The 26,216-nt window shown below is 40.2% G+C and carries 26 protein-coding genes; 15 read left to right on the forward strand and 11 right to left on the reverse strand.

The genetic code is table 11. The annotated features are described in order from the left end of the window. Positions 1–24: 24 nt before the first annotated feature. Positions 25–927: a (2E,6E)-farnesyl diphosphate synthase gene (gene ispA / locus Q0V26_RS08595; RefSeq protein ID WP_297480686.1), complete on the reverse strand. Its 903-nt coding sequence runs from the start codon at positions 925–927 to the stop codon at positions 25–27. Continuing rightward, the gene (gene xseB / locus Q0V26_RS08600) at positions 917–1,162 is read right to left on the reverse strand and encodes an exodeoxyribonuclease VII small subunit (protein ID WP_045037567.1); all 246 of its coding nucleotides are present in this window, start codon (positions 1,160–1,162) and stop codon (positions 917–919) included. The genes ispA and xseB overlap by 11 nt, the downstream gene beginning before the upstream one ends. Positions 1,163–1,519: 357 nt before the next feature. Here xseB and pomA point away from each other — a divergent pair, with 357 nt between their 5' ends. The 3 genes from pomA to thiI all read left to right on the forward strand — a co-directional run bounded on the left by pomA (position 1,520) and on the right by thiI (position 4,864). Continuing rightward, the gene (gene pomA / locus Q0V26_RS08605) at positions 1,520–2,281 is read left to right on the forward strand and encodes a flagellar motor protein PomA (protein WP_080157137.1); all 762 of its coding nucleotides are present in this window, start codon (positions 1,520–1,522) and stop codon (positions 2,279–2,281) included. Positions 2,282–2,290: 9 nt separating this feature from the next. Continuing rightward, complete coding sequence (locus Q0V26_RS08610; RefSeq protein ID WP_297480807.1) at positions 2,291–3,187, forward strand: flagellar motor protein MotB; 897 nt, start codon at positions 2,291–2,293, stop codon at positions 3,185–3,187. A 225-nt stretch (positions 3,188–3,412) separates the two neighbouring features. Beyond that, positions 3,413–4,864 (forward strand): tRNA uracil 4-sulfurtransferase ThiI, encoded by a 1,452-nt coding sequence (gene thiI / locus Q0V26_RS08615; protein WP_297480691.1) that lies wholly within the window; start codon positions 3,413–3,415, stop codon positions 4,862–4,864. A gap of 96 nt (positions 4,865–4,960) precedes the next feature. Here thiI and Q0V26_RS08620 read toward each other — a convergent pair whose 3' ends face one another. The 8 genes from Q0V26_RS08620 to Q0V26_RS08655 form a co-directional block, all read right to left on the reverse strand. Further along, complete coding sequence (locus tag Q0V26_RS08620; RefSeq protein WP_297480693.1) at positions 4,961–5,569, reverse strand: DJ-1 family glyoxalase III; 609 nt, start codon at positions 5,567–5,569, stop codon at positions 4,961–4,963. After that, positions 5,562–6,467, reverse strand: a complete 906-nt coding sequence (panE, locus tag Q0V26_RS08625; RefSeq protein WP_297480696.1) for a 2-dehydropantoate 2-reductase — start codon at positions 6,465–6,467, stop codon at positions 5,562–5,564. Before panE ends, Q0V26_RS08620 begins: the two co-directional genes overlap by 8 nt. Before the next feature lie 107 nt (positions 6,468–6,574). Then, positions 6,575–7,381 carry an outer membrane protein OmpK gene (locus Q0V26_RS08630; RefSeq protein WP_297480699.1) on the reverse strand — a complete coding sequence of 269 codons (807 nt, stop codon included), beginning with the start codon at positions 7,379–7,381 and terminating at the stop codon, positions 6,575–6,577. Between the two features lie 320 nt (positions 7,382–7,701). Beyond that, positions 7,702–9,090 carry an MFS transporter gene (locus Q0V26_RS08635; RefSeq protein WP_297480701.1) on the reverse strand — a complete coding sequence of 463 codons (1,389 nt, stop codon included), beginning with the start codon at positions 9,088–9,090 and terminating at the stop codon, positions 7,702–7,704. A 184-nt stretch (positions 9,091–9,274) separates the two neighbouring features. Beyond that, positions 9,275–9,643: a hypothetical protein gene (locus Q0V26_RS08640; RefSeq protein ID WP_297480704.1), complete on the reverse strand. Its 369-nt coding sequence runs from the start codon at positions 9,641–9,643 to the stop codon at positions 9,275–9,277. Positions 9,644–9,691: 48 nt separating this feature from the next. Beyond that, positions 9,692–10,243: a peptidylprolyl isomerase gene (locus tag Q0V26_RS08645; protein ID WP_297480706.1), complete on the reverse strand. Its 552-nt coding sequence runs from the start codon at positions 10,241–10,243 to the stop codon at positions 9,692–9,694. Next, entirely contained in the window at positions 10,243–10,818 is a 576-nt protein-coding gene (locus Q0V26_RS08650; RefSeq protein WP_297480709.1) for a YajG family lipoprotein, read from the reverse strand. Before Q0V26_RS08650 ends, Q0V26_RS08645 begins: the two co-directional genes overlap by 1 nt. An 88-nt stretch (positions 10,819–10,906) precedes the next feature. Next, positions 10,907–12,031, reverse strand: coding sequence for a methyltransferase (locus tag Q0V26_RS08655; RefSeq protein ID WP_297480712.1), 1,125 nt, complete (start codon positions 12,029–12,031; stop codon positions 10,907–10,909). Positions 12,032–12,184: 153 nt separating this feature from the next. Here Q0V26_RS08655 and Q0V26_RS08660 point away from each other — a divergent pair, with 153 nt between their 5' ends. The 10 genes from Q0V26_RS08660 (at position 12,185) to dinB (ending at position 21,677) form a co-directional block, all read left to right on the forward strand. Continuing rightward, positions 12,185–12,499 (forward strand): BolA/IbaG family iron-sulfur metabolism protein, encoded by a 315-nt coding sequence (locus Q0V26_RS08660; protein ID WP_297480715.1) that lies wholly within the window; start codon positions 12,185–12,187, stop codon positions 12,497–12,499. 559 nt (positions 12,500–13,058) lie between these two features. Beyond that, positions 13,059–14,399, forward strand: a complete 1,341-nt coding sequence (locus Q0V26_RS08665) for a Na(+)-translocating NADH-quinone reductase subunit A (RefSeq protein WP_297480718.1) — start codon at positions 13,059–13,061, stop codon at positions 14,397–14,399. Positions 14,400–14,402: 3 nt separating this feature from the next. After that, a complete protein-coding gene (locus Q0V26_RS08670) occupies positions 14,403–15,647 on the forward strand; it encodes an NADH:ubiquinone reductase (Na(+)-transporting) subunit B (RefSeq protein WP_199190769.1) in 1,245 nt (414 codons plus the stop codon). After that, positions 15,637–16,428 (forward strand): Na(+)-translocating NADH-quinone reductase subunit C, encoded by a 792-nt coding sequence (locus tag Q0V26_RS08675; protein WP_297480719.1) that lies wholly within the window; start codon positions 15,637–15,639, stop codon positions 16,426–16,428. The genes Q0V26_RS08670 and Q0V26_RS08675 overlap by 11 nt, the downstream gene beginning before the upstream one ends. Next, positions 16,421–17,053 carry an NADH:ubiquinone reductase (Na(+)-transporting) subunit D gene (locus tag Q0V26_RS08680; protein ID WP_065166531.1) on the forward strand — a complete coding sequence of 211 codons (633 nt, stop codon included), beginning with the start codon at positions 16,421–16,423 and terminating at the stop codon, positions 17,051–17,053. The genes Q0V26_RS08675 and Q0V26_RS08680 overlap by 8 nt, the downstream gene beginning before the upstream one ends. A 7-nt stretch (positions 17,054–17,060) precedes the next feature. Then, positions 17,061–17,657, forward strand: a complete 597-nt coding sequence (gene nqrE, locus Q0V26_RS08685) for an NADH:ubiquinone reductase (Na(+)-transporting) subunit E (protein WP_297480723.1) — start codon at positions 17,061–17,063, stop codon at positions 17,655–17,657. Positions 17,658–17,680: 23 nt separating this feature from the next. Beyond that, entirely contained in the window at positions 17,681–18,904 is a 1,224-nt protein-coding gene (gene nqrF, locus Q0V26_RS08690; RefSeq protein ID WP_080157106.1) for an NADH:ubiquinone reductase (Na(+)-transporting) subunit F, read from the forward strand. Positions 18,905–19,064: 160 nt separating this feature from the next. Then, on the forward strand, positions 19,065–20,090 hold the full coding sequence (locus tag Q0V26_RS08695; RefSeq protein WP_080157104.1) for an FAD:protein FMN transferase: 1,026 nt from the start codon (positions 19,065–19,067) through the stop codon (positions 20,088–20,090). An 11-nt stretch (positions 20,091–20,101) separates the two neighbouring features. Next, on the forward strand, positions 20,102–20,323 hold the full coding sequence (nqrM, locus tag Q0V26_RS08700; protein ID WP_036795773.1) for a (Na+)-NQR maturation NqrM: 222 nt from the start codon (positions 20,102–20,104) through the stop codon (positions 20,321–20,323). 265 nt (positions 20,324–20,588) lie between these two features. Continuing rightward, positions 20,589–21,677 (forward strand): DNA polymerase IV, encoded by a 1,089-nt coding sequence (gene dinB, locus Q0V26_RS08705; RefSeq protein ID WP_297480730.1) that lies wholly within the window; start codon positions 20,589–20,591, stop codon positions 21,675–21,677. A 60-nt stretch (positions 21,678–21,737) separates the two neighbouring features. Here the strand turns inward: dinB and Q0V26_RS08710 are convergent, their stop codons facing one another. Further along, on the reverse strand, positions 21,738–23,198 hold the full coding sequence (locus Q0V26_RS08710; RefSeq protein WP_297480733.1) for an aminoacyl-histidine dipeptidase: 1,461 nt from the start codon (positions 23,196–23,198) through the stop codon (positions 21,738–21,740). Positions 23,199–24,288: 1,090 nt separating this feature from the next. On the opposite strand from Q0V26_RS08710, the gene Q0V26_RS08715 reads away from it, so the two are divergent. Beyond that, positions 24,289–25,578, forward strand: a complete 1,290-nt coding sequence (locus Q0V26_RS08715; RefSeq protein WP_297480736.1) for an NCS2 family permease — start codon at positions 24,289–24,291, stop codon at positions 25,576–25,578. Positions 25,579–25,646: 68 nt separating this feature from the next. Then, positions 25,647–26,105, forward strand: a complete 459-nt coding sequence (gene gpt / locus Q0V26_RS08720; protein ID WP_297480739.1) for a xanthine phosphoribosyltransferase — start codon at positions 25,647–25,649, stop codon at positions 26,103–26,105. Positions 26,106–26,216: the final 111 nt, after the last annotated feature.

Genomic DNA, 26,216 nt, shown 5'->3' on the forward strand with positions numbered 1-26,216 from the left:
AACAGTTCGGCGCTTTTACTGATTTTAGTTGTTGCGCTCGATAACATATCGGGCAAAAACTTCCAATTGATAGGTATTGTAAGGTATTGCTGCTAATGCTTGTAGCGCTTCTAGATAAAGTTGTTGCGCTTTTTGTTGCGCTCCGTCTAACCCAAGTAGTGCTGGGTAGGTACTTTTATCTAACTCAAGATCTGAACCTTGAGGCTTACCTAGCGTTTCAGTGTCGCTGATTACATCTAAAATGTCATCTTGAACTTGAAATGCAAGGCCTATGGCATCGGCATATTTGTCGAGCTGTGGCAGAATTTCCCGTCCTTTTTCACCAGCAGCCAGTGCACCTAAGCGAACCGCACAACGGATCAAGGCGCCTGTTTTGTGTTTATGAATTAATTCTAGTTGCTCTAGTCCAACGTGTTGGCCTTCAGCTTCTAAATCGAGAGCTTGTCCTTGGCACATACCTGCCGCACCAGAGGCTTGCGCTAATTCGCTAACCATGGCAATACGTTGTTGATGTCCTTCTGGACTTAAGCGGCCTTGAGCTATAATTTCAAAGGCTAACGTTTGTAATCCATCACCAGCTAAAATAGCGATCGCTTCATTAAAAGCGATATGACAAGTGGGTTGGCCGCGACGCAGTGCATCGTTATCCATTGCGGGCAAATCATCATGAATTAACGAATATGCATGAATACATTCAACGGCCGCAGCGGCAGTATCAAGATCATCATAATCGACACCCAACATTTCACCAGTGACGTATGTCAGATAAGGACGAGCACGTTTTCCGCCCAACAGGGTACCATGCTTCATGGCTTTTAGTAGGGTTTGGCCTGAAAAAGGTTGTTTAGTTAACCAATCTATTAGGCATTGGTTGTTACGTTGTTGCAGCGTTTTAAGCGTCTGCGATAGCGGTACACTATTCGTCATGGCTTGGCTCAAAGTCAGTTAATGGTGCATTATCATCAGCGTGTAATAAAATTTCTACGCGCTGTTCTGCTTGGGTTAACTTTAACTGACTGTTGCGAGCCAATGAAATACCACGCTCAAATTTCTTCAACGCATCTTCCAGTGGGATATCACCCGATTCTAGTTCATTGACAATGGCATCTAGCTCATCAAGTGCGGCTTCGAATGCCATATTTTCAGGTTTTTTTGCTGCCATATCATTTTTACTCTTATCTAAGTGCAAGAAAAATAACGTAGTGACTATCTAAGGTCAAATTATGTCACAGTAATCTGTGCCACAGACAGTAATTTTCATCGTTGGGATCAATAAATATTACTCAATGATGGAAATAAAACCCTAAATTAAACGAGATTATGGTCGATAAAGAGTTAGTTTGCGATAGATAGTGCTGTTGACGTTTTATCCTATGATCGCAAGGTTTTATTCTATGGGACGATATGGCATTGCTGTTTAATGAACAGCGAACATTGTTCTTATAAATTTTTGTCCTATGTTAATTGGCTGTCAGATCGTTAAATTAAACATTAAAAACGGCAGTAAAGGAGTTTTTGCGTGGATTTAGCGACGCTTATCGGATTGGTTGGATCATTTGCTTTTATTTTAATGGCAATGTTGGTGGGGGGCGATTTGGTGATGTTTGCCGATACCTCCTCGGTATTGATCGTTTTTGGCGGCAGTTTGTTTATCGTGCTGATGAAATACAACATCAGTCAGTTTTTTGGCGCAGCTAAAATTGCGGCTAAAGCGTTTATATTTAAAACCGATAAACCCGATGACCTTATTGCGCAAATTGTAACTATGGCCGATTCTGCTCGTAAAGGTGGTTTTCTTGCATTGGAAGAGATGGAAGTAGAAAACCCATTTTTGCGTAAAGGCATTGATTTACTGGTTGATGGTCATGATGCTGATACAGTAAGGATGATATTAAGAAAAGACATTGCATTGACCAATGAGCGTCATGAACAAGGGGCAAGTATTTTTTCTGCGTTAGGGGATGTTGCACCTGCAATGGGAATGATAGGAACACTCATAGGTTTAGTGGCGATGCTATCGAATATGGATGATCCTAAGTCAATTGGGCCAGCAATGGCAGTGGCATTGTTAACCACATTATACGGTTCTATTTTGGCTAATATGGTGGCATTACCCATCGCGGATAAATTAATGCTGCGTAAAAATGAAGAGCGGCTGAATCGGTTGTTGATTCTTGATGGTGTGTTAGCGATTCAAGAAGGTCAAAATCCACGTGTGATTGATAGTTATTTGAAAAATTATCTGCATGAGAAAAAACGTCGTATCAATTTTGATGAGTAAGGGTCAATGATGGATTCTTTACCACCACAACAGAAAAAAGGTGCACCAGCATGGATGGCTACTTTTGCTGATCTTGCGACCTTGTTGATGTGCTTTTTCGTATTATTGTTGTCGTTCTCTGAAATGGATGTACTTAAATTTCAGCAAATTGCCGGATCGATGAAAAATGCGTTTGGGGTTCAAAATGTATTAAACGTGAATGATATTCCCAAAGGTACCAGTGTTATTGCGCAAGAGTTTCGACCTGGACGACCAGAACCAACCCCAATAGTTGTGATTATGCAGCAGACCATTGATATTACTAAACGCTCTTTAGATTTTCATGATGGTATCAATGAACGTGATGGTGGAGTGCGTAAAGAGGATACAACGTCAAATAATGGCCCTAGTGACCATTCTGAACAACAAGCACAAATGCAAGCGCAGTCGCAAATGGCTCAAGTCTTAACCCAAGCCTTAGCGCGAGAGATCACTGATAATACAGTAGAGATTGAAGCGTTTGGGCAGCAATTGGTGATTCGAATTAAAGAAAAAGGTGCATTTCCTGAAGGTTCTGCATTTTTACAACCCAAATTTATTCCTCTTATTAAACAAGTTACAGAGTTAGTCAAAGATGTTCCAGGCATTATTCGTGTTAGTGGCCATACTGATAATCTGCCATTAGATTCTGAGCTTTATCGTTCAAATTGGGATATTTCATCACAACGAGCGGTATCCGTCGCTCAGGTTATGGAACAAGTGAAAGGATTTGATCGCAAGCGAATGCAAGTTGTGGGGATGGCTGATACTGCGCCAATTGCGAATAACAAAACAGCTCAAGGGCGAAGTCGAAATCGACGGGTTGAAATTTCAATTGTACAAGGGCGACCTCATTATTCTGAAGAAATGAGCGTTGAAGCAAAATAAGTGAGTGGTCTTTTTTTCATCATGGTATTTGCTGGTTGGTGTGATTGTGACTAAGGTAAAAACAGTATAAACACCAATAATAAGTGCGTGACTGATTAAGATAAGTTGTGCTGTTCGTATATCCTTGTTCCAGTGGCAGACACCTTGCTGTATAATTCGCGCCTTTAATTCCGTTTGGTACTTTATTCTGTTTGGTACTTTAGACCCAGTAAAGCGAAGTGTGTTATGAAATTTATAGTTAAACCACATCCAGAGATTTTTGTTAAAAGTGACTCAGTACGTAAGCGTTTTATCAAAATTCTTGAGTCTAACCTGCGCATTATTTTAAAGCGTCAGTCTGAGTCTGTTAGTGTTTACAATCGTCGCTTTTCATTAGAAGTGAACGAACCTGATGAAACTAAACGTGAGATGGTGCTTGCCGCTTTAACGCAAACACCTGGTATTCACCATTCACTTGAAGTTCAACAGACGGAATTTACTGATCTTCATAATATCTTTGAGCAAACACTTGCCCTTGTTGGTGATAGCCTTGAAGGTAAGACATTCTGTGTTCGCGCTAAACGCGTTGGTCAACATGACTTTACCTCAATTGAAGCTGAGCGTTATGTTGGTGGTGGTCTTAACCAAGCGATTGAATCTGCAAAAGTTAGACTAAAAAAGCCTGATATTACCGTTAACATTGAGATTGAGCATAATTTGCTTAACCAAGTGTTATTCCGCCATAAAGGTCTAGGTGGTTTTCCTTTAGGTACTCAAGAAGACGTATTAAGCCTTATTTCTGGTGGCTTTGACTCAGGTGTTTCAAGTTACCTTCATATTAAGCGTGGTAGTAAAGTACATTACTGCTTCTTTAATCTTGGTGGTCCTGTCCATGAGATTGGTGTTAAGCAAGTTGCACACTTCTTATGGAAAAAATACGGTTCATCTGCCAAAGTTAAATTTATCGCTGTTGATTTTGATCCTGTTGTTGGTGAGATCTTAGAAAAAGTCGATGATGGCCAAATGGGTGTGATCCTAAAACGTATGTTTATGCGTGCAGCCGGTCGTGTCGCTGAGAAGTTTGGTATTCAGGCATTAGTAACAGGTGAAGCGTTAGGTCAGGTTTCAAGCCAAACGCTAACGAATTTACGTCATATTGATAACGTGACTGATACTTTGATTCTGCGTCCGCTGATCAACTGGGACAAAGAAGATATTATCGATGTCTCTCGTCAGATTGGTACCGAAGACTTTGCTGCAACCATGCCTGAATTCTGTGGTGTGATTTCAAAGAGCCCAACAGTCAAAGCGGTAAAATCAAAGCTTGAGATTGAAGAAGCGAAATTTGATTTTACTATTCTTGATCGCGTTATAGATGAGGCACGAGTGATGGATATTCGTGAAATCGAAAAACAGAGCCAAGAACAAGCCCCTGAAATTGAATTAGTCGAGCATATCTCAGCGGATGCTGTTGTACTTGATATTCGTAGCCCAGATGAAGAAGATGAAAGCCCGCTAGAACTTGATGGTGTGGAAGTTAAACATATTCCATTCTACAAGTTAGCGACTCAGTTTGGTGATTTACCAAAAGAGAAGACTTACTTACTTTACTGTGCTCATGGTGTGATGAGCCGTTTACAAGCGCTATACTTGAAAGAGAATGGCTTTGAGAACGTAAAAGTATATCGCCCATTATAATTAATGCCATGTGCGCGGATCTTATGCCGTGTTTATGACATCAAAAAAGCCCTCAATGATCTGATCATTGAGGGCTTTTTTATGCCGATGGTACCATTAACGTTCCGGCATAACATCGTAATGCATGTTTGGCCACACCACCATTGATTCAGCAATAACTGCTGTTTTGGCTTTATTGGTTAACTGAGTAACAATATCAAGCGCAAACTCTTGTGCTGTACCGGGGCCTTGACTGGTTAATAAGCGAGCATGCTTATCATACACAACACGTTTAGGGCGTAATTGAGGTACTGGAATTTGATCATGAAAAGCAGGGTGACAAGTCATTAGTGCTTTAGGAAACATATCATTGGCGGCAAACATGATGGCTGGTGTGGCACAAATTGCGGCAATCAATTTACCATCATAATGGTGTTGTTTTACAAATTCGACCACTAACGGGCTATCACGAAAATGCTCTGCTCCTGCAACGCCTCCGGGTAATACCACTGCATCAAATTGTTCATCGGCTATTGTAATTAGTGCGGTATCCGCAACCAGTTTAATGCCGCGTGACCCCTCAACAATTAAGGCGCCATCCTCTGCTGCACTGGCAACAATAACCTCAAATTGAGCCCGTTTTAAAATAGAAATAGTATTAACTGCTTCCATTTCTTCACTGCCTGGGGCAATACAAACAACGACGCGAGGACATAACTCAGGCATGGTCTAATGACTCCATGTGTTTAATAGCCTGCCATAATTGATAATTAATTGGAGTATCAATATTATGGCGTTGGGCCTGTTGAACTAAATACCCATTAATATAATCGATTTCAGTGAGTCGATGATGAAAAATGTCACGATTCATGGATGAATAGTTATTAGCTGTCGCTTTAATTACATTATCAACTTGGTGGCGTAGCTGTTGTTGAGTCGTCACAAAGCCTTCCGCTGTCATGATCAGTGCTACTTCTAAGCAAATAGAATCTAGCTGTGATTGATAACAAGCTTGTGTTAAATCACCATTACAACATTGATGGATAGCTGTCAGAGGGTTAATAGCACAATTGATGGCCAGTTTTTGCCATAGCGGCTGATAGATATTAGCTTGCCATTGGGTTGGTGCTAAAGCAACATCAAACAGAGTGGCGATATGGGACAGAGATTGCGCATAATCATTGATAGCCCCCAGTGATGTTTGCCCTAAACCAGTGTGTTGAATGGTTGTCTGGGTGGGTTTAAAGGCTGCTTGAGAGGTAGTGGCATAGATAATTGGATTATGGGGTAATAATTGCTGAACTTGTTGCTGGCTACCAATGCCATTATGCATAATTACCACAATACAATCAGGGGTTAAATAAGGTAATAGTGGTGTGAGTGCAGCGGTGACTTGAAAGGCTTTGACAGTAATAATAACCACCTCACTGGTAGTTAGATCATGCGAGTCATTGCAACTAAAAATGTAATCAGTCGTGATTGTTGGTGAATTTAATTCACTAAAATGCACTGTTATTTCTGCTGTTGAATCTCTGGTCCACAATTGTACGTTATGTTGCTGTTGAGTTAATTTTATGGCCCATAATGTACCAATAGCACCAGCTCCGACCAAGGTTATGTTCACAGTCCAATCCGTTATTAGCCTAATTTATTGCATGATAACATTGTGGCCAATTGAGACGATCAAAAAAGGCGCCATTAGCGCCTTTTTTATGGTGTTATACCGTCAGCTTAAAACTTGTAAGACAGGCTGAAGTATTGTGAAACACCGGATGATTTCAGACCGAAAGTACCATCATCAATACCGTATACATTATGGTAAGCCTTTAGACCGTAACCGACAGCATAGTGATCTGAATGCCATACGATACCGTTGTACATCACGCCACCATTGCTTGCTGATGTGTATTCTTTCTTCATACCAAATTGGTAATCAATGTAACCTTGGTAAGAAATGAATGTTCCGTTTTCAAAGGTGTAAACAGGTTTGAACCAGTTAGTTGATACTTGGTAACCATTCCAGTCTTTAACGTTCATGTCATATAGAGAGTAAATGTTAAAGCCCATTTTACCTAACCATGGCACTTCGATATCAGAACCTAGACCAACGAAGTAGTTATTTACGCCGCCGTTATTACCGCCCCAGTTAAATAGTGTTGCTACATAAAGTTCTTTTACTGGGCCGAAAGATAGGTCTTTACCTGTTAATGCGTCAAGAGAAATGCGTGGTGCAAATTTCATGAACATTTTATCGTCTGCTGATGTTTTATCGCTACTATCAGAGTTAGTTAGGTTAAATACATCAACATAGCCATAAAGATCAAAGATTCCTGAGCGACCACCAAATTCCATTTCTAGGTAATCGTGACCTGAATGCGCATCTGCTGGGCGAGGTAATTCTTTTAGCGCGTACATTAAGTTGAATTGCATCCACTTATAATCATTTTTATGGATGTTGTCAGAGTAATCTGCTGCATTAGCTAACGAAGGAAGTGCTGTTGCTGCTAAAATGCTGAATGCTACTAGTGATTTGCGCATCTTGTTATCTCGCTCATGTTGATCTAGATGGTGGGATTTGGCCGCCCCGTTTGTTGGCGCTGATTCTAGTGCTTTATTGCACGTTTGGGAATGAAACGTTTGCGCAATCCTTTACCATTTGTGATCGCGATCCAGTGTAATCGATTGCATTGACTAGAAATGTGATCTTTATCCATTGAATATCAATAAGAATGAACTTTAATCAGTCTTGATAGACTAACGGCAACGCGATATAAATTGTTGGTTTTTTAGCGGAGACTATCGAAAGCTAGCAGCAAGGGCTAGCTTTCGAGATAAGATAAATTAAATTGATAATTTTATTAAGATGAGCGGGTAGGCTCAGCTATAATATTAAGTGCTGAATTCTTGGCTAATATACGGATTAGTATTAATACGGGCACTCCCATTAAGGCAGTGGTTAAGAAAAATACGTTGTAACCAAAGTGATCGATATAGACGCCAGAAAAACCTGCAAGGAATTTAGGAAATAATACCATTATCGAGCTAAATAACGCATATTGAGTAGCTGAGAATGCGACATTGGTTAGACTTGACATAAAAGTGATAAATGCTGCAGTTGCAATACCTGCCCCAAGATTATCAACAGAAATAACCAGTGTTAGCATTTCAATGTTATTACCCACATAGCTAAACATAATAAATAATAAATTAGTGGTGGCTGATAATAGTGCGCCTAATGCCAGTATTTTTAGCGTCCCAAACTTGCTGACTAAAATACCGCCTAATCCTGCACCTGCAATGGTCATCACGACCCCAAATACTTTTGATATTGACGCGACTTCACTTTTAGTAAAGCCCATATCGACATAAAACACATTAGCCATTACGCCCATTACAATATCTGAAATACGGTAACAGCTGATTAATAACAAGATGAGTAGGGCGTTTTTACCATAACGTTGAAAGAAATCTCGAAATGGCATAATAACGGCGGTATAAAACCATGCACTTAAATTGGCGTGATGCTTATTATAGCCTTTATTAATAAGTTGTTGTTTGTAATTGGTTTCAATGGTGTTGATGGCGCTATTATCAATGGTTGGTTCTTTGACGATAAGCGTGGTGATCACACCAATAAGCATCATTGCTGCCATGATGAAATAGGCACTTTTCCAACCACTAGGATCGTAACCAGAATCAGAACCAAACCAGGCAGCAAAGGCAAGAGCACCAGCACCTGCCATGATCATAGCTAAACGATAACCAGCTAAATAGGTTGCTGATAATGCTGCTTGCATACGCTCTGTTGCAAGCTCAATACGGAAAGCATCGATAACAATATCTTGCGTTGCAGAAGCAAAGGCAACCATGATGGCAAAAAGGGCAAATTGAAACAGATCCGTTTGTGGGTTACTTAATGCCATACCGCACAATGATAAAATAATCACAATTTGTGAAAATAGCATCCAGCCGCGACGACGGCCAAATAAGTGTGAAAAAATGGGTAATGAGAAACGATCGACCAGCGGTGACCATGCCCATTTAAAGCCATAAGCTAAGGCGACCCAACTGAAAAATCCAATACTTGTTTTACTCACATCAGCTTCACGTAGCCAAAAAGACAGAGTACCAAATACCAATAAAATCGGTAATCCTGATGAAAATCCAAGAGCTAACATGATTAAGGCTTTAGGGTTGGCGTAAACTCGCCAACCTTGGGTGTTTTCTTGAGGTGTCGCTTTATCCATATATTCCTCTGGAAACCAAGGTAACAATACTCACTTATCGTTAGCGTACTGAATCTTTGAAAAATTTTATTATAAAACGAAAGCTTAGCAGCTCTAAAATTTTTACGCATCGACTTGATGGTTATCAGACAAATATTTTACAATTTAATTCTATTTTTAGCGTTATTTACGCAAATAAATACTATTAAGGGCGATTTATCAATGTAATTTTAGGGCTGGATCCAATATTGAGTAAGTAGCAACTAAGAATAGCAATCTTATGTTGGATAAAACGATCCCCCATTAATTGATAATCGCTAATACCGCTCAATGTCTGAATTAATGACCAATAACTGGCTTCATATTGGTTAGCCGACTGTGGGTTATCATAAGGAAGTGTCCACCATTGGGCTAATTGGCGGTTAAATAAATTTTGCAGTTGGATATAAGTAATTTGTCCGTGGCTAGCAGCAATAGCATTGAGCGCTAAGACGGGAGCATTATCGATAATAAATTGTTGTAAATAGTGTTCTTGAGCCGGAATAGCGGCGCGATTATAAGCAAGTGTTAACATAGACGTCACCTGTTACGTGAGTGATCACGTACAGGTGACGTAATCACATTATTTAATGACTTTCATGGCTTCAATAATAATCGGTTGTTGTGGTACGTCGCTCATACCTGTTTGTGGGTTTGAGGTTGTCGGTATCGTTGCCATTTGTTCAACAACAGGGAAGCCTTTTATTACCTTTCCAAATACAGCATAGCCTGTTTGGTTGCCTTGGGTATTTAAGAAATCATTATTTGCAAGATTGATATAAAACTGACGTGTGGCTGAGTTTGGATTTTGGGTACGAGCCATTGCGATGGTTGCCATATTATTTGGTAAACCATTGTCTGCTTCATTTTTGATCGGAGGGTAACTTGGGCGCTGTTTTAATGCTTTATCAAAACCGCCACCTTGAGCCATAAAACCAGGAATAACTCGATGAAAAATAGTACCAACATAGCTACCGTCATCAACGTAACGTAAGAAGTTTTTGGTGGTGGTCGGTGCTTTTTCTTCATTTAATTCAACGGTAAAGTTACCTAAGTTGGTGGTAATCAATACTTTTGTAGCTGCACTAACCGGTAATGCAACCAATAAGCATAAAGCTAATAAAAAACGCGACATTATACATTCTCCTTAAGGTATTTATTTAGTTCACTATCATTAGCGATTTCATTAAGTACAGAATTCATGAGTTTATTCATACTTGTTGCAATATCTTTATTTGATGCAGTGAGTGCATCCTCACGACTTGAACGGCCAGAATAACGTTTAGTAAATTGACCATCAGGCGTATTTACCATCAGCTGTAATTGCAGTTCACTGCGCATATTATATGTCATCAATCCTTGTTTTACAGTGATCAATGCTTTTTCAACTTTAACTGCCATAGTGGAAGCTGCATTGTTAGTAATGCTAAATCCTTGCCCTGTTAGTTGTTGTGCTAATGCTTGACGTAATGTTAATGATAATGGCTGTTGAGGTTGAATAACCTGCACATTTTCAGTACTGCCATTATCAATAACGGCAATGTAACTATTTGGGGCTTGATCAACACAAGTTAAATTAAGTGTTTTGTTCTTTGCCCACGGCTGTGACGTAAAGACAGCCGTAGGCATTAATGCAACGGGCGCCGGTGGTGTCGCTGCACATGCACTTAATACTAATGCTGATACTAGAACAACGTATTTTTTTATCATAAAGCATTCCCTTTGCTTATGTCGTTAATGTTAATAAAAAGGTCATAGCTGCCGTTTAAATATTAATTTAGACGACGATAAATTTGGGCTATTTTATTGCACGTAATACGACAAATTTATCATTACTACCAATAGTGTCGACTTTTGCGAAAATACGGTTTAATTTCTCATGGTATTTTAATTGACGATTACCAATGATAATTAGCTCTCCGTGTTGACGTAATATTCGCTTAGCATCACAGAACATTTGCCAAGCAATATGATCAGTGATGGTGTTGTTTTGATGAAATGGTGGATTGCATAACACTAGATCCGCACTTTGATTGTCAAAGTTATCTAAGCAGTTTGATGCTATTACGTTAAATTTCTCTGTTGTTGGCAGGTTTAGCTGCGCATTCTCACGACAAGATGCAATTGCCATAAAGCTTTCATCAACACAGGTAACATTGGCGTGTGGGTTTAATCGAGCTGCTTTAATACCTATCACACCATTACCGCATCCAAGGTCAATAATGTCGTTATATTGTGGCTTTGATGGAATGAAATCTAATAAAAAACGACCACCAATATCTAAGCTATCACTTGAGAAGACATTGGCATAATTAGTCATCGTTAGAGCATGTTCTGGTACTGTCCAGCTTGTAGGATGTGGCATTGGTACAGCTAATGATTTATTTACTGTAGTAAAAATCAAACGTGCTTTTTTTACTGCCAGTGATGTTTTTGTCTCACCTAGATATTTTTCAAATAATTTTAAGGTTGAAGAGTGAATTTCTTTTACTTTACCCGTAGTAATAACAATACAGTCTTGGGGTAATAAGTGGCAAAGTTGTTGTAATTGCCAACTCAGTAGACGGTTGTTTTTGGGCTGCTTAATTAGTACTAATTGTGGATTAGCAGGTAAATCAGCGAGACAATCAATAATAGTGGCAGCAGGCAAATTATTAACACTTAGGTTATTAATAATAGCTTGCTGAGTAATAAAAGAATCCGTCACTGTTGTTACTTGTGCTTGATTTGCAAACCAACAACTTAATGCTCCAAAATTATCATTGAGGATCAGTACTGGCCGTTGAGGGTCAAGATCTATCGTATGACAATGATTGATCAAATATTCATCTGCGGCATCCCATGCTTGCAGGGTTTCATTTTTTCGTACAGGGAAACGGGTTAACGTTAATGTACGTTGATGCAAGGTTAGCTCTGGTTTCATTAAGAATAACTTTCGAGTATGTTGACGAAGAGATAGTAGAGCATTTTCGCAGAACAGTGAAAAGCTTGAAAGGAAATCTAGCAAGATAACAGTAGAATAATGAAGAATTGTTATTATTAGCGTTGAAAAGCCGCTTTTTTAGTTGAGGACATTATGATTCAACCCCAAATCGAAGCAAAGTTAAACCACCATTTTAGTCCAGTGCATCTTGATGTTATTAATGAAAGTTACATGCATAACGTCCCTGAAGGTTCAGAAAGCCATTTTAAAGTTATTGTCGTAAGTGCCCAGTTTGAAGGCCAGCGTCTTATTACCCGTCATCGCGCGGTAAATCAGTGTTTAGCTGATGAATTAGAAAATCATATTCATGCACTTGCGGTTCATACTTATACTGAATCAGAATGGCAGCAGCAACTACATGCACCTGCATCACCACATTGTCATGGAGGTTCAACATTAGATAATTGATAATGATGTCTATAACAATAAAAATTGTTAACAAAACGGTTTTTTTACGACGGTTTGAAATGGTTACTGTTTTGGCTGCCACTTAGCTATGTTGTTACTTTGTTGTTAGTGGTATGGTTGGAATACAACCAACTATCACATGTTTATTGATAAGTTTGTATTTATGTTGACATGATGTGTTATTGGGGGGTTTTTTTTATAATAATGTTAAATAAAGGAGTGGATTTGAAATTTAATATTTATGTAAAAAATCCCGTAAATGTGCAGTTGATCATGTTTATTAGTTAATAAACCTATTGCGTCTTATTTGTTGCTTGGTTTTCACACTGAATCGCGTGGATTACCATAGAAAAAACGAGTTAATTAATGGTAGAATCGCGGGCTGAAAAATTACTCGCGCATTAATGTTTGTGGCGCGATAGTTAACTGGATGTTGCGATACGGAGTCGTTCAGTGGTTTCTGCCACTGCCTGTTCATCGATATCAGGCCAAGGAACGTAGTATCTTAAATTACGCAATATGAAAATTCTTTTTTCCCTTTAATGTAGTGCAAGTGCGTATGATTACAATAAAAAAGGGTTTGGATATCCCAATTTCAGGGACTCCAGCCCAGGCGATACATGATGGTAATACCATCTCTAAAGTCGCCTTGCTAGGCGAAGAATATGTTGGTATGCGTCCTACAATGCATACTCGCGTAGGGGATGTAGTGAAAAAAGGTCAGGTTCTTTTTGAAGATAAAAAGAATCCTGGCGTTAAATTCACTGCACCAGCTAGCGGCAAGGTAATAGAAGTTAATCGTGGTGCTAAGCGCGTTCTACAATCAGTTGTTATTGATGTAGAAGGTGATGAGCAAATCACATTTAACAAATATGATGCAGCGCAATTAGCACAGTTAAGCCGTGCTGTTGTGGTTGATCAATTAGTTGAATCAGGTATGTGGACAGCGCTTCGTACGCGCCCGTTCAGTAAAGTACCCGCTGTTGGTTCAGAGTCGAAAGCGATTTTTGTTACTGCAATGGATACCAATCCATTAGCGGCTAACCCTGAAGTTATCATCAATGAGCAAAATGAAGCGTTCATTGCAGGTTTAACTGTGCTTTCACGTTTAACCAGCGGCAAAGTTTACGTATGTAAATCAGGTGCAAGCCTACCTCGTTCAGCAGAAGCGAATGTTGAAGAGCATGTATTTAACGGCCCACACCCAGCAGGTCTAGCCGGTACACATATTCATATGTTGTTCGGTGCAGACGTGAATAATATTGCATGGAATATCAATTACCAAGACGTGATTGCGTTCGGTAAGTTATTCCTGACTGGTGAAATTTTCACTGATCGTATTGTTGCGTTAGCTGGCCCTGTAGTGACGAATCCTCGTTTAGTACGTACTCAGATTGGTGCTTCTATTTCTGACTTAACTGATTCAGAAATGATGCCAGGTCAACTACGCGTGCTATCAGGTTCAGTACTTAACGGTGTTAAAGCTGAAGGTGTTCATGGATACCTTGGTCGTTACCACTTACAAGTTTCTGCTTTACGTGAAGGCTATGAGAAAGAATTCTTAGGCTGGATTGTTCCTGGTAAAAACAAGTTTTCGGTTACTCGTGCCTTCATGAGCCAGTTCTTCCCTGGTCAGTTGTTCAACATGACAACAACGACAAATGGTAGTGAGCGTGCCATGGTGCCAATCGGCAATTACGAAAAAGTAATGCCGCTTGATATTGAACCAACATTATTACTGCGCGATATCTGTGCAGGTGATATTGACAGTGCACAACAGTTGGGCCTTCTAGAACTAGATGAAGAAGATCTAGCACTATGTACGTTCGTGTGTCCTGGTAAATATGAGTTTGGTCCAATGATGCGTGAGTGTTTGGACAAAATTGAGAAGGAAGGGTAATTCATGGGTTTCAAGAATTTCCTCGAAAGTATTGAGCACCACTTTGAACCAGGTGGTAAGCATGAGCGTTGGTTTGCGTTATATGAAGCGTTTGCCACTCTTATGTATACGCCAGGACAAGTGACGCGTTCATCTGCGCACGTTCGCGACAGCATCGATCTAAAACGTATCATGATCATGGTATGGTTTGCGGTATTCCCAGCAATGTTCTGGGGTATGTATAACGTAGGTGATCAAGCTATTGCTGGTCTTAACCACTTATACACAGCAGACAAACTAACAGCAGTCATCGCTGCTGACTGGCATTACTGGTTTACCCAGATGTTAGGTGGCACGCTATCAGCAACTGCTGGTTGGGGTAGCAAGATGCTACTTGGTGCAACTTACTTCTTACCTATCTATGCAGTTGTTTTTGCTGTAGGTGGTTTCTGGGAAGTGTTGTTCTGTATGGTGCGTAAGCATGAAGTTAATGAAGGTTTCTTTGTAACTTCTATTCTTTTCGCATTGATCGTTCCGCCAACACTACCACTTTGGCAAGCCGCTTTAGGTATTACTTTTGGTGTCGTTGTCGCAAAAGAAATTTTTGGTGGTACTGGTCGCAACTTCCTTAACCCTGCACTTGCTGGTCGTGCTTTCCTATTTTTCGCATACCCAGGTCAGATTTCTGGCGACCTAGTATGGAATGCGGCGGATGGTTTTTCTGGCGCGACACCACTAAGTCAGTGGTCTCAAGGTGGCCAAGCAGACGTAGTTAACACTATTACTGGTCAATCAATCACTTGGATGGACGCATTCGTTGGTCATCTTCCAGGTTCAATTGGTGAAGTATCAACACTCGCTATCCTTATTGGTGGCCTGTTTATTGTTGTTATGGGCATTGCTTCATGGCGTATTATCGCTGGTACAATGATTGGTATGATCGTTGCTGCAACGCTATTTAATATCATTGGTTCTGATACTAACCCAATGTTCAACATGCCTTGGCAGTGGCACCTAGTTCTAGGTGGTTTTGCGTTTGGTATGATGTTTATGGCGACAGACCCAGTGTCGGCTGCGTTCACCAATAAAGCAAAATGGTGGTATGGCGCACTGATTGGTGCAATGGCTGTAATGGTACGTGTAGTTAACCCTGCATATCCAGAAGGTATGATGCTAGCGATTCTATTTGCTAACCTATTTGCACCTCTATTTGACAACCTAGTTGTTCAAGGCAACATCAAACGGAGACTGGCTCGTCATGGCAAGTAATAAGGATAGCTTCTCTAGAACGCTGATTTTTGTAGTTGTATTGAGCCTTGTGTGTTCAATCATCGTATCTACAGCAGCAGTTGTTCTGCGTCCAAAACAGCAAGAAAATGCAGTACTTGACGTACAACGCAACATTCTTGCTGTTGCAGGTCTGCTAAATAAAGACACTAACATTAAGCAAACATATAACCAATTTATCGAGCCTAAGCTTGTAAACATTGATACTGGTAATTATGTTGCTGAAGTTGATGGTCAAAATGCCGCGCAATATAACCAACGTAGTGCTGCGAAAAATCCAGCTGAATCTATTTCGCTTCCAGCTAACGAAGATTTAGCAAAGATCATTCGTCGTGCAAACGTGGCGACTGTTTATCTTGTTAAAGATGCAGCGGGTCAGACTACGAAAGTAATTCTACCTATTCATGGTAACGGTCTATGGTCAATGATGTACGCATTCGTTGCGGTTGCAACTGATGGTAACACTATTGACGGTATCACTTACTATGATCAGGCGGAAACTCCGGGACTGGGTGCTGAAGTTGAAAACCCAACATGGCGTGAGCAGTTTGTTGGTAAGAAGTTATATGATATGAACTTCAAGCCTGCAATTAAAATTGTTAAAGGTGGCGCGCCTGCAGGTAGCGAGCACGGTGTTGATGGTCTTTCTGGTGCAACGTTAACAAGTAATGGCGTACAGCATACCTTCGATTTCTGGTTCGGTGCACAGGGCTTTGGTCCTTACCTTGCTAAGTTACGTGCAGGAGATCTGAATAATGGCTGATACTAAAGAAATGAAAAAGATCCTATTTGGACCTTTTATCAGCAATAACCCAATTGCATTACAAATTCTTGGTGTTTGTTCAGCGCTAGCGGTAACTACTAAGTTAGAAACTGCGTTTGTAATGACAATTGCAGTAACATTGGTAACTGCATTCTCGAACTTTTTCGTATCATTAGTTCGAAATCAAATTCCAAACAGCGTACGTATTATTGCGCAAATGGCGATTATTGCATCATTAGTAATCGTGGTTGACGAAGTATTACGTGCATACCTTTACGATGTATCAAAGCAATTATCTGTATTTGTTGGTTTGATCATTACTAACTGTATCGTAATGGGTCGTGCGGAAGCATACGCAATGAAATCGGCACCAGTACCAGCATTTATTGATGGTATCGGTAACGGTTTAGGTTACGGTTTTGTACTTATTACTGTAGCTTTCTTCCGTGAGCTTTTAGGCTCTGGTAAGTTATTTGGTATGCAGGTATTGCCACTGGCTTCTGATGGCGGTTGGTATCACCCGAACGGTCTAATGCTGTTGGCTCCTTCTGCGTTCTTCCTAATTGGTTTCATGATCTGGATTATTCGTACTTTCCGTCCAGAACAAGTAGAAGCGAAGGAGTAAGAGGAATATGGAACATTATATTAGCCTATTGATTCGCTCGATCTTTATCGAGAACATGGCATTATCTTTCTTCTTGGGTATGTGTACTTTCCTAGCGGTATCTAAGAAAGTTAAGACCTCTTTTGGTCTAGGTGTTGCGGTTATCGTAGTACTGACACTTTCTGTACCGTTAAACAATCTTGTGTACAACTATGTACTTAAAGATGGTGCGATTTTCCCAGGTGTTGATCTTTCTTTCTTGAACTTTATTACGTTCATTGGTGTGATCGCGGCATTGGTTCAGATCCTTGAAATGGTTCTTGATCGTTTTTTCCCGCCGCTATACAACGCATTAGGTATTTTCTTACCGTTGATCACAGTTAACTGTGCAATCTTCGGTGGTGTATCTTTCATGGTGCAACGTGATTACAACTTCGCTGAATCAATCGTCTATGGCTTCGGTTCTGGTGTTGGTTGGATGTTGGCAATTGTTGCGCTTGCGGGTATCCGTGAGAAGATGAAATACTCAGATGTACCTGCGGGTCTACGTGGTTTAGGTATTACCTTTATCACTGTTGGCCTTATGGCGTTAGGCTTTATGTCTTTCTCTGGCGTACAGCTGTAATCAGGATAAGGAAGGAATAGTCAATGGATATTATTCTTGGCGTAGGCATGTTTACCTTGATTATCCTGGCTCTAGTTTTAGTGATTTTATTCGCTAAATCTAAGCTAGTACCATCAGGTGACATTACTATCTCAGTAAACGGCGATCCAGAAAAAGCGATCACCACAGGTGCGGGCGGTAAACTACTGAATGCACTTTCTGCTAACGGTATTTTCGTATCATCAGCATGTGGTGGCGGTGGCTCTTGTGGTCAGTGTCGTGTAAAAGTTAAATCTGGTGGTGGTGATATTTTACCAACAGAGCTTGATCACATTTCTAAAGGTGAAGCACGTGAAGGCGAACGTCTAGCGTGTCAGGTTAACGTTAAATCTGACATGGACATCGAGCTTCCTGAAGAAATTTTTGGTGTGAAGAAGTGGGAATGTTCTGTTATTTCTAACGATAACAAAGCAACCTTTATTAAAGAGCTTAAGCTTCAAATTCCTGATGGCGAAACAGTACCTTTCCGTGCTGGTGGTTACATTCAGATTGAAGCACCGGCTCACCACATTAAATACTCAGACTTTGATGTACCAGAAGAGTACCGTGGCGACTGGGATAAGTTTAACTTGTTCCGCTACGAGTCTAAGGTTGATGAAGATATCATCCGTGCTTACTCAATGGCTAACTACCCAGAAGAGTTCGGTATTATTTTGCTAAACGTACGTATTGCTACGCCGCCGCCGAATAATCCTGATGTCGCTCCTGGTCAAATGTCATCATTCATCTGGTCACTGAAAGAAGGTGACAAGTGTACTATTTCTGGTCCTTTCGGTGAGTTCTTCGCGAAAGACACTGAAAATGAAATGGTATTCGTAGGTGGTGGTGCAGGTATGGCGCCAATGCGTTCACATATCTTCGACCAACTTAAGCGTCTACACTCTAAGCGTAAGATGTCTTACTGGTACGGTGCACGTTCTAAGCGTGAAATGTTCTATGAAGAGGATTTTGATGCACTAGCTGCAGAGAACCCTAACTTTGTATGGCATTGTGCGCTATCAGATCCACAGCCTGAAGATAATTGGGATGGTTACACTGGCTTTATTCACAACGTTCTTTATGAAAACTACTTACGTGATCATGAAGCACCTGAAGATTGTGAGTACTACATGTGTGGTCCACCAATGATGAACGCAGCTGTTATCAGCATGCTGAAAGATCTTGGTGTTGAAGATGAAAACATTCTATTGGATGATTTCGGTGGCTAATTACTAGCCCTTCGCCTTGAAAGAAGGCTGGCCTATTAAGGTCAGCCTTTTTCATTATTAATGAATAATAATGTTATTTTTATTGTGGTTATTATCAGTTAGTAATGACTAACTATGGTCCCTAGAGTAAAAATTACCTTTATTTCATTGGAGTAGTTGAATGAAAATGTTCCTTATTCGGGCTGTATTTGTGATTACAGCATTGTTAGCGCTTGCCGGCTGTAGTGATCAGCGTCAGCAAATCACTATTAATGGCTCGACAATGGGAACCTATTATTCAATTAAAATAATAAATCAAGATGGTTTGCCAACAGCAAAAGAAATTCAAAAAGAGATCGATCGTCGTTTAGAGTTAGTTAACGATCAAATGTCGACTTACCGCCCAAATTCAGAATTAAGTTTATTTAATCAAGCGCCAGCTAATAAAGCTTTTCCTGTCTCTGCGGCAACCGCGAAAGTGATCACTGAAGCCTTACGTATCTCTAAGGTTAGTAATGGTGCTTATGATGTGACTGTTGGACCTGTGGTTAATTTATGGAGCTTTGGCCCTGAAGCACGCCCTGAATCAATTCCAACCGATAAAGAAGTGACGACTCGCTTATCTGAAGTGGGTTATCAGCATGTGAAAGTTTTACCTGATAATAAACTTATTAAAGATGAAGCTAAGTTATATGTCGATTTATCATCAATCGCTAAAGGCTATGGTGTTGATGTGGTTGCTGATTATCTAAAAGATGATTTACACGTTAAAAACTTCATGGTTGATGTCGGTGGTGAGCTTCGCTTGCAAGGTAAAAATCAAGCCAATGTTTTATGGCGTATTGCTGTTGAAAAACCAGTAGAGAATGAACGTGCGGTACAAGAAATTCTTCAGGCGGGTGATATGGCGATTGCAACATCAGGTGATTATCGCAATTACTTTGATGAAAATGGCGTACGTTATTCACACTTGATTAACCCTAAAACTGGCCGTCCTATTGATAATCATGTAGTGTCGGTAACTGTTATTGCGCCATCATGCATGACGGCAGATGCTTATGCGACAACCTTCTCTGTAATGGGTGAGGATGAATCAATTGCACTCGCAAACCAAGAAAATATTCCTGTTATGTTGATTGTAAAAACCAAAGATGGCTTTGTTGAATACAAATCAAAGACTTTTGAGCAATACGTAGATAAAAAATAATAGAGGCTTCCATGGCAATTTATTTAGTAACATTTGCTGTTTTTCTACTGGTTATTATTGCAATGGCAGTAGGGTATATTTTTCAGCGTAAGTCTGTTAGTGGTAGTTGTGGCGGTTTAGACGGCATTGGTATCGCAAAAGAATGTGATTGTCCTGAACCGTGTGATGCACGTAAAAAACGAGAAGCTCGTGCTGCACGTCAGGCTGAATGGAAGAAAAATCAGATTATATAATCGGTTTTAATCACACAATGTAAGTTATTACTTACTTTGAAACCTAGGTACGACAACGAAATTGTCATACCTGGGTTTTTTTATGAGTGTAATTTAAATGAAATCCAAGCCGATAAAAAAGTGCTGTGATGTAGCTTCTGTTACATTCTCCATCGCCCCATTTGGAAAAATGGTCATTGCTATATTGGCACTGATTCAGTAAATTGTCGTATAATGACTGTATATAAAAACAGTTATTTGCTGTGTTCATTAATGAGTATTTGCTGTGACCAATCCATTGTCTATCCAACGTAAAATTATCCATGTTGATATGGATTGCTTTTATGCAGCTGTTGAAATGCGTGATAACCCGGCTTTACGTGATATTCCAATCGCTATTGGTGGGCGTTCTGAGCAACGAGGGGTGGTGAGCACATGTAATTATCTCGCCCGTAAATATGGGGTGCATTCAGCAATGCCGACTGCACAAGCAATGAAACTGTGCCCGCATTTAACGTTAGTGCATGGACGAATGGAAATATATCGTCAAGTTTCTCAGCAAATACGGGCTATCTTTGCTCGCTACACCGATAAAATTGAACCGTTATCATTAGATGAAGCTTATTTAGATGTCAGTGATTGTGAGATGTTGCACGGCTCTGCAACCTTGATTGCACAACATATTCGACAAGCTATAGAACAAGAGTTGCAACTAACGGCATCTGCTGGCATTGCTCCGGTTAAATTTATTGCAAAAGTAGCATCTGATCTTAATAAGCCCAATGGTCAATATGTAGTAACCCCCGAACAAGTGGATGACTTTGTCGCCGAGCTAAAACTGGAGAAAATTCCAGGGGTTGGGAAAGTCACTATTCAAAAACTACATCAACAAGGATTGTATGTCGGCCGTGATGTTCAAAATTATGCACAACAGCAGCTACTGCAACAGTTCGGTAAGTTTGGACAATCATTATGGTTACGTGCCCATGGTATCGATGAGCGTGAAGTGATTGTGGAACGTCAGCGAAAATCTGTTGGCGTTGAACGTACGTTTAGTAAAAATATAGCCAGTTATGACGAATGTTGGCAGGTAATTGAGCACTTACATTTAGAGCTTGAACAGCGGTTGCGAAAAGTACGGCCGCAACTGAATATTGCTAAACAAGGGGTAAAATTAAAATTTGCCGATTTTCAGCAAACAACAGTAGAGCATAGTTACCCGTTATTGGATAAACAGCAATTTATACCACTGTTAACAGAAGCACTGACACGTCAACAAGGACGAGAAATTCGTCTTATTGGATTAAGTGTGGGTTTAGAGCAAGGATTAAAAGCCCAGCAGTTATCATTTAGTTTTGATAATAATAAAGATTAATACACCCCAATAAAAAACGGGCACGAGGCCCGTTTTGAATTCATACTTCAATTATTCGAGTTATTTTTTAACAGGAATATTTTTCAGAATCGCTAGCATTTGATCCCAGAACATTTGTACGGTATCAATTTTCACTTTCTCATCTGGAGAGTGAGGGAATTTGATTGTTGGGCCAAAAGATAGCATATCCATTTCTGGGTATGGTTCTTTAAATAGGCCACACTCAAGACCGGCGTGGATCACCATGATGTTAGGTTTATTTCCATACATCTGCTGATAGGTATCACGGAATACTTGCATGATTTCAGAATCAGCATCAGGTTTCCAACCTGGGTATGCGCCAGATGAAACACACTGTGCGCCAGTAAGTGCCGCTAATGATTGCAACATACCTTCAACGTAGCTACGACCAGAATCGATCAATGAACGAATCAGACATAGGATCGTTACTGTGTTTGTTTCAGTCGTGATTACACCCATGTTTAATGATGTTTCTACTACGCCTTCAATATCATCGCTCATGCGAATAACACCGTTAGGACAAACATTTAGCGTATGCATTAAACGTGTTTGGTCAGCCAGTACCATAACATCGCTAGGTTGTGCACATGCTTCAGTAAATAAGGTAATGTCAGTTTCAACATGGCCTAATTCAGCACTAACGATTTGTTGGTAATGAGCAAATAACGTATTAAGCTTATCGATATTTGCCGCTGGTAATGTTGCAACAACGCTTGCTTCACGTGGTAGGGCATTACGTAAGCTACCACCAGTGAAATTGTTGATACGTAAATCAAGCTCATTAGCATGACCCACTAAGAAACGCGCCATTATTTTATTCGCGTTACCACGACCAGTATGAATATCACAGCCTGAGTGACCGCCTTTTAGGCCTTTAACAACTAATTTAATTGCTTGATGTTCAGCCGGAACAGCTTCGCGTTGAATATCAACGGTCAACGCAACATCAACACCGCCTGCGCAACCCATGTAAACTTCGCCTTCTTGCTCAGAGTCAGTATTCAATAGAATATCACCCTCAAGCCAGCCTGCTTCTAAACCAAAAGCACCTGTCATGCCTGTTTCTTCATCGATGGTTAATAATATTTCTAATGGACCATGTTCGATGTCTTTAGCCGCTAGAATGGCAAGGCAGGTAGCCATACCCATGCCATTGTCTGCACCTAGTGTTGTGCCTGTCGCCGTTACCCATTCACCATCAATAAATGGCAGAATTGGATCTTGAGTAAAGTCGTGGACAGTGTCTTCATTTTTTTGTGGCACCATATCAATGTGTGCTTGAAGTACAACGCCTTTACGGTTTTCCATGCCAACTGTTGCTGGTTTTTTAATAATAACGTTGCCGGTATTATCACGACGAACATCTAATCCTTCCGCCTGTGCGAACGACACAATGTATTGTGCTAGTTGCTCTTCATATTTAGAAGGGTGAGGGATTGAACAAATCTGATCAAAGAAATGCCAAACAGCTTTTGGTGATAGTTGAGTAATTTCAGACACGGTAGCCTTCCTTTTAATATACGAGACTGGGCTAGTGTCATTTTGTAGGGTCTTAGCCGTAAAATGACAAAATAGGTAGCGAGTGTTTTTATCGCTTTGGTTTTAGCATATCACTCTGCCTTTAGGGGAGATAGGGCAAATAATAAAATCTTATAGCACTGATTTCTGCGATTATTACGGCACTGATGCCGTTATCCTCAATCATAATTGTGGTTATGTCTTTTATATGATCAAATGTGCTGAAAAACATCCAAAAAGAGAGGGATTGAAATATAACCAAATAATAATGTAATAAATTTACACGAAAAGCCATATCTCAAGTTAAAAAAGCAGAAAGTGTGATCTACTTAAAAAAACGTTGTAAATTTATTTCATTTTGACTATAGTTTAGTCATACCTAATTGATAGGCACAATGATTAACACGACATGTTCAGGATGAACCCGAGATATCGCCTCCAAGGAACCGAGAATAAGTGAGCCGCGATGGCAAGCCACTAACGATGACGTTGGTGTACTTATGACTAAGGTGATTTAAATGAAAATTTTTTCTTCAATGACACATTTTTGGAATAACCGTACTGTATATACAAGTAACTTCCATTACCCAACGCCGTACCGTTACTAATTAGATTTTATTGTTTTGTTGCTTTCAACGAAACAAATGCAAGTTTGTTCATCCCCTTAAATTAAGAATATCTCGATAACACTATCCAGTTATCTGCAACATTCTGCCGCCACTTCCCTTTGAAGTGGCGTTTTTTTGCTGCTGTATTTTGTTCCTACCTTATTTCCCCCCTTGTTACTTTAGTTATCGGTCTTTATTAACGCTTAATTTTAGGGTTAAAAAAGTAAACGTTCAAAAAATAAACAAGCCTATAATTATATTAACGTGATGATAATTAAGATTAAAATTTGATTTCATCAAGAATTGTTAATGATGTTAGTTATTGTTTTATGGTTTTCATCGATAAAATCTGGAAATTGCGTGATCGCATGATTATAATCAGCTCCGAAATGGATTGCGCAATCGTTTTCTATTTCTTGGCGTTGTTTGTTACTTTATTGCGTATCTCTAAGGAACCGAGAAGCATGCTAGAAAAGTTATTTAAACTCACTGAAAATGGCACAACTGTGCGCACTGAAATTATGGCAGGTGTTACTACCTTCCTGACAATGGCTTATATTATTTTTGTAAACCCCACTATGCTAGCCAGTACAGGAATGGATCAAGGTTCAGTGTTTGTTGCTACTTGTTTAGCGGCAATGATTGGCTGCTTTGTGATGGGTTTTTATGCTAACTATCCTGTCGCACAAGCACCGGGCATGGGACTTAACGCCTTTTTTACTTATACCGTTGTTTTAGGTATGGGTCATACATGGCAAGTGGCATTAGCAGCAGTATTTTTATCTGGCTTATGCTTTATTGCATTGAGTGTTATGCGCGTCCGTGAATGGATTATCAACGCGATTCCTCATTCATTACGTATCGGTATTTCAGCCGGTATTGGTCTGTTTTTAGCGTTCATTGCTTTGCAAACATCAGGCATTGTTGTGGCGAGTCCTGCAACATTAGTCACCGCCGGTGATTTAACCAGTTTTCCAGCAATAATGGCTGCACTCGGTTTTTTCCTGACGATTTCTTTAGTACAACGTGGTTTTAAAGCGGCGGTATTAATTGCGATTTTAATTGTAACTGCAATCAGCATTATTGTTGGTGAAGTGGATTACAACGGCATTATGTCAATGCCACCAAGCATTGCTCCAACCTTTATGCAGCTTGATTTTTCAGGCGCGATGGAAGTGGGGTTAATTTCAATTGTGTTTGCCTTTTTGTTTGTTGATTTGTTTGATACCGCAGGCACATTGGTCGGTGTGGCAACTAAAGCAAACTTAATTGGTGAAGACGGCAAATTACCGCGTTTAAACCGAGCACTATTAGCCGACAGTACTGCAACCTCGATTGGTGCACTATTGGGGACGTCAAATACGACATCTTTTGTTGAGAGTGTGTCGGGGGTCGCAGTTGGAGGCCGCACAGGTCTAACAGCTGTAACAGTTGGCGTGTTATTCTTATTAGCCTTATTTTTTGCTCCGCTGGCAGGAATGGTTCCTGCCTATGCAACGGCGGGTGCGCTGTTTTATGTTGCTATTTTAATGATGTCAGGTTTGGTATCGATTGATTGGCGAGATTTAACTGAAGCGGCGCCAGTGGTGGTTGTGTGTTTACTCATGCCTTTGACCTATTCGATTGCGGAAGGTATTGGTCTTGGTTTTATCACATTTGCGGTCGTAAAAGCATTGAGTGGTAAGGGACGCGAAGTAAACATTAGTGTATGGGTTATTTCAGCGCTATTTTTTGCGAAGATTATTTTCTTATAAGCGTGATGTTATATACGTTTACATAAATTTATGCGGTTTTAAATCGCTGTTTCAGAGGTTGTTTTACTATGAGTAATAAATTCGTCATCACTTGGGATAACATGCAAATGTACACGCGCCAGCTAGCAGAAAAATTGCTACCAGCAGAGCAGTGGACAGGTATTATTGCAGTTAGCCGTGGCGGTTTAGTGCCAACTGCTATTTTGGCGCGCGAATTAGGTATTCGTCATGTTGATACCGTATGTATCGCAAGCTACGATCATGATCACCAGCGTGATATGAAAGTGATCAAGCAAGCTGATGGTGACGGTGAAGGCTTTATCGTGGTTGATGACTTGGTTGATACTGGGGGTACTGCTGAAAAAATTCGTGAAATGTACCCACGTGCTAAGTTTGTTACGGTATGTGCTAAGCCTGCGGGTCAGCATTTAGTTGATGACTTTGTTGTTAGTATTCCACAAGATACTTGGATTGAACAACCTTGGGATATGGCGGTTACTTTCGTTGATCCTATTGCGAAAAAATAATTCGTTTATTTCAGCACTGATTCAGCAACAAGTTATGTTGTGGTAATCATCGAGCTTGAAAACTAAGTTTTATCAAAGACGTCACGTTGTTGACGTCTTTTTTTATGGATT

The organism is uncultured Photobacterium sp. (assembly GCF_947039875.1).
In the GTDB taxonomy this organism is placed as follows: Bacteria; Pseudomonadota; Gammaproteobacteria; order Enterobacterales; family Vibrionaceae; genus Photobacterium.

Excerpts from the sequence above, each read along its gene's own strand:
- ispA (WP_297480686.1), bottom strand. The coding sequence starts at position 927 with ATGACGAATAGTGTACCGCTATCGCAGACGCTTAAAACGCTGCAACAA.
- xseB (WP_045037567.1), bottom strand. The coding sequence starts at position 1,162 with ATGGCAGCAAAAAAACCTGAAAATATGGCATTCGAAGCCGCACTTGAT.
- Q0V26_RS08610 (WP_297480807.1), top strand. The coding sequence starts at position 2,291 with ATGGATTCTTTACCACCACAACAGAAAAAAGGTGCACCAGCATGGATG.
- thiI (WP_297480691.1), top strand. The coding sequence starts at position 3,413 with ATGAAATTTATAGTTAAACCACATCCAGAGATTTTTGTTAAAAGTGAC.
- Q0V26_RS08620 (WP_297480693.1), bottom strand. The coding sequence starts at position 5,569 with ATGCCTGAGTTATGTCCTCGCGTCGTTGTTTGTATTGCCCCAGGCAGT.
- Q0V26_RS08630 (WP_297480699.1), bottom strand. The coding sequence starts at position 7,381 with ATGCGCAAATCACTAGTAGCATTCAGCATTTTAGCAGCAACAGCACTT.
- Q0V26_RS08635 (WP_297480701.1), bottom strand. The coding sequence starts at position 9,090 with ATGGATAAAGCGACACCTCAAGAAAACACCCAAGGTTGGCGAGTTTAC.
- Q0V26_RS08640 (WP_297480704.1), bottom strand. The coding sequence starts at position 9,643 with ATGTTAACACTTGCTTATAATCGCGCCGCTATTCCGGCTCAAGAACAC.
- Q0V26_RS08645 (WP_297480706.1), bottom strand. The coding sequence starts at position 10,243 with ATGTCGCGTTTTTTATTAGCTTTATGCTTATTGGTTGCATTACCGGTT.
- Q0V26_RS08650 (WP_297480709.1), bottom strand. The coding sequence starts at position 10,818 with ATGATAAAAAAATACGTTGTTCTAGTATCAGCATTAGTATTAAGTGCA.
- Q0V26_RS08655 (WP_297480712.1), bottom strand. The coding sequence starts at position 12,031 with ATGAAACCAGAGCTAACCTTGCATCAACGTACATTAACGTTAACCCGT.
- Q0V26_RS08660 (WP_297480715.1), top strand. The coding sequence starts at position 12,185 with ATGATTCAACCCCAAATCGAAGCAAAGTTAAACCACCATTTTAGTCCA.
- Q0V26_RS08665 (WP_297480718.1), top strand. The coding sequence starts at position 13,059 with ATGATTACAATAAAAAAGGGTTTGGATATCCCAATTTCAGGGACTCCA.
- Q0V26_RS08670 (WP_199190769.1), top strand. The coding sequence starts at position 14,403 with ATGGGTTTCAAGAATTTCCTCGAAAGTATTGAGCACCACTTTGAACCA.
- Q0V26_RS08675 (WP_297480719.1), top strand. The coding sequence starts at position 15,637 with ATGGCAAGTAATAAGGATAGCTTCTCTAGAACGCTGATTTTTGTAGTT.
- Q0V26_RS08680 (WP_065166531.1), top strand. The coding sequence starts at position 16,421 with ATGGCTGATACTAAAGAAATGAAAAAGATCCTATTTGGACCTTTTATC.
- nqrE (WP_297480723.1), top strand. The coding sequence starts at position 17,061 with ATGGAACATTATATTAGCCTATTGATTCGCTCGATCTTTATCGAGAAC.
- nqrF (WP_080157106.1), top strand. The coding sequence starts at position 17,681 with ATGGATATTATTCTTGGCGTAGGCATGTTTACCTTGATTATCCTGGCT.
- Q0V26_RS08695 (WP_080157104.1), top strand. The coding sequence starts at position 19,065 with ATGAAAATGTTCCTTATTCGGGCTGTATTTGTGATTACAGCATTGTTA.
- nqrM (WP_036795773.1), top strand. The coding sequence starts at position 20,102 with ATGGCAATTTATTTAGTAACATTTGCTGTTTTTCTACTGGTTATTATT.
- Q0V26_RS08715 (WP_297480736.1), top strand. The coding sequence starts at position 24,289 with ATGCTAGAAAAGTTATTTAAACTCACTGAAAATGGCACAACTGTGCGC.
- gpt (WP_297480739.1), top strand. The coding sequence starts at position 25,647 with ATGAGTAATAAATTCGTCATCACTTGGGATAACATGCAAATGTACACG.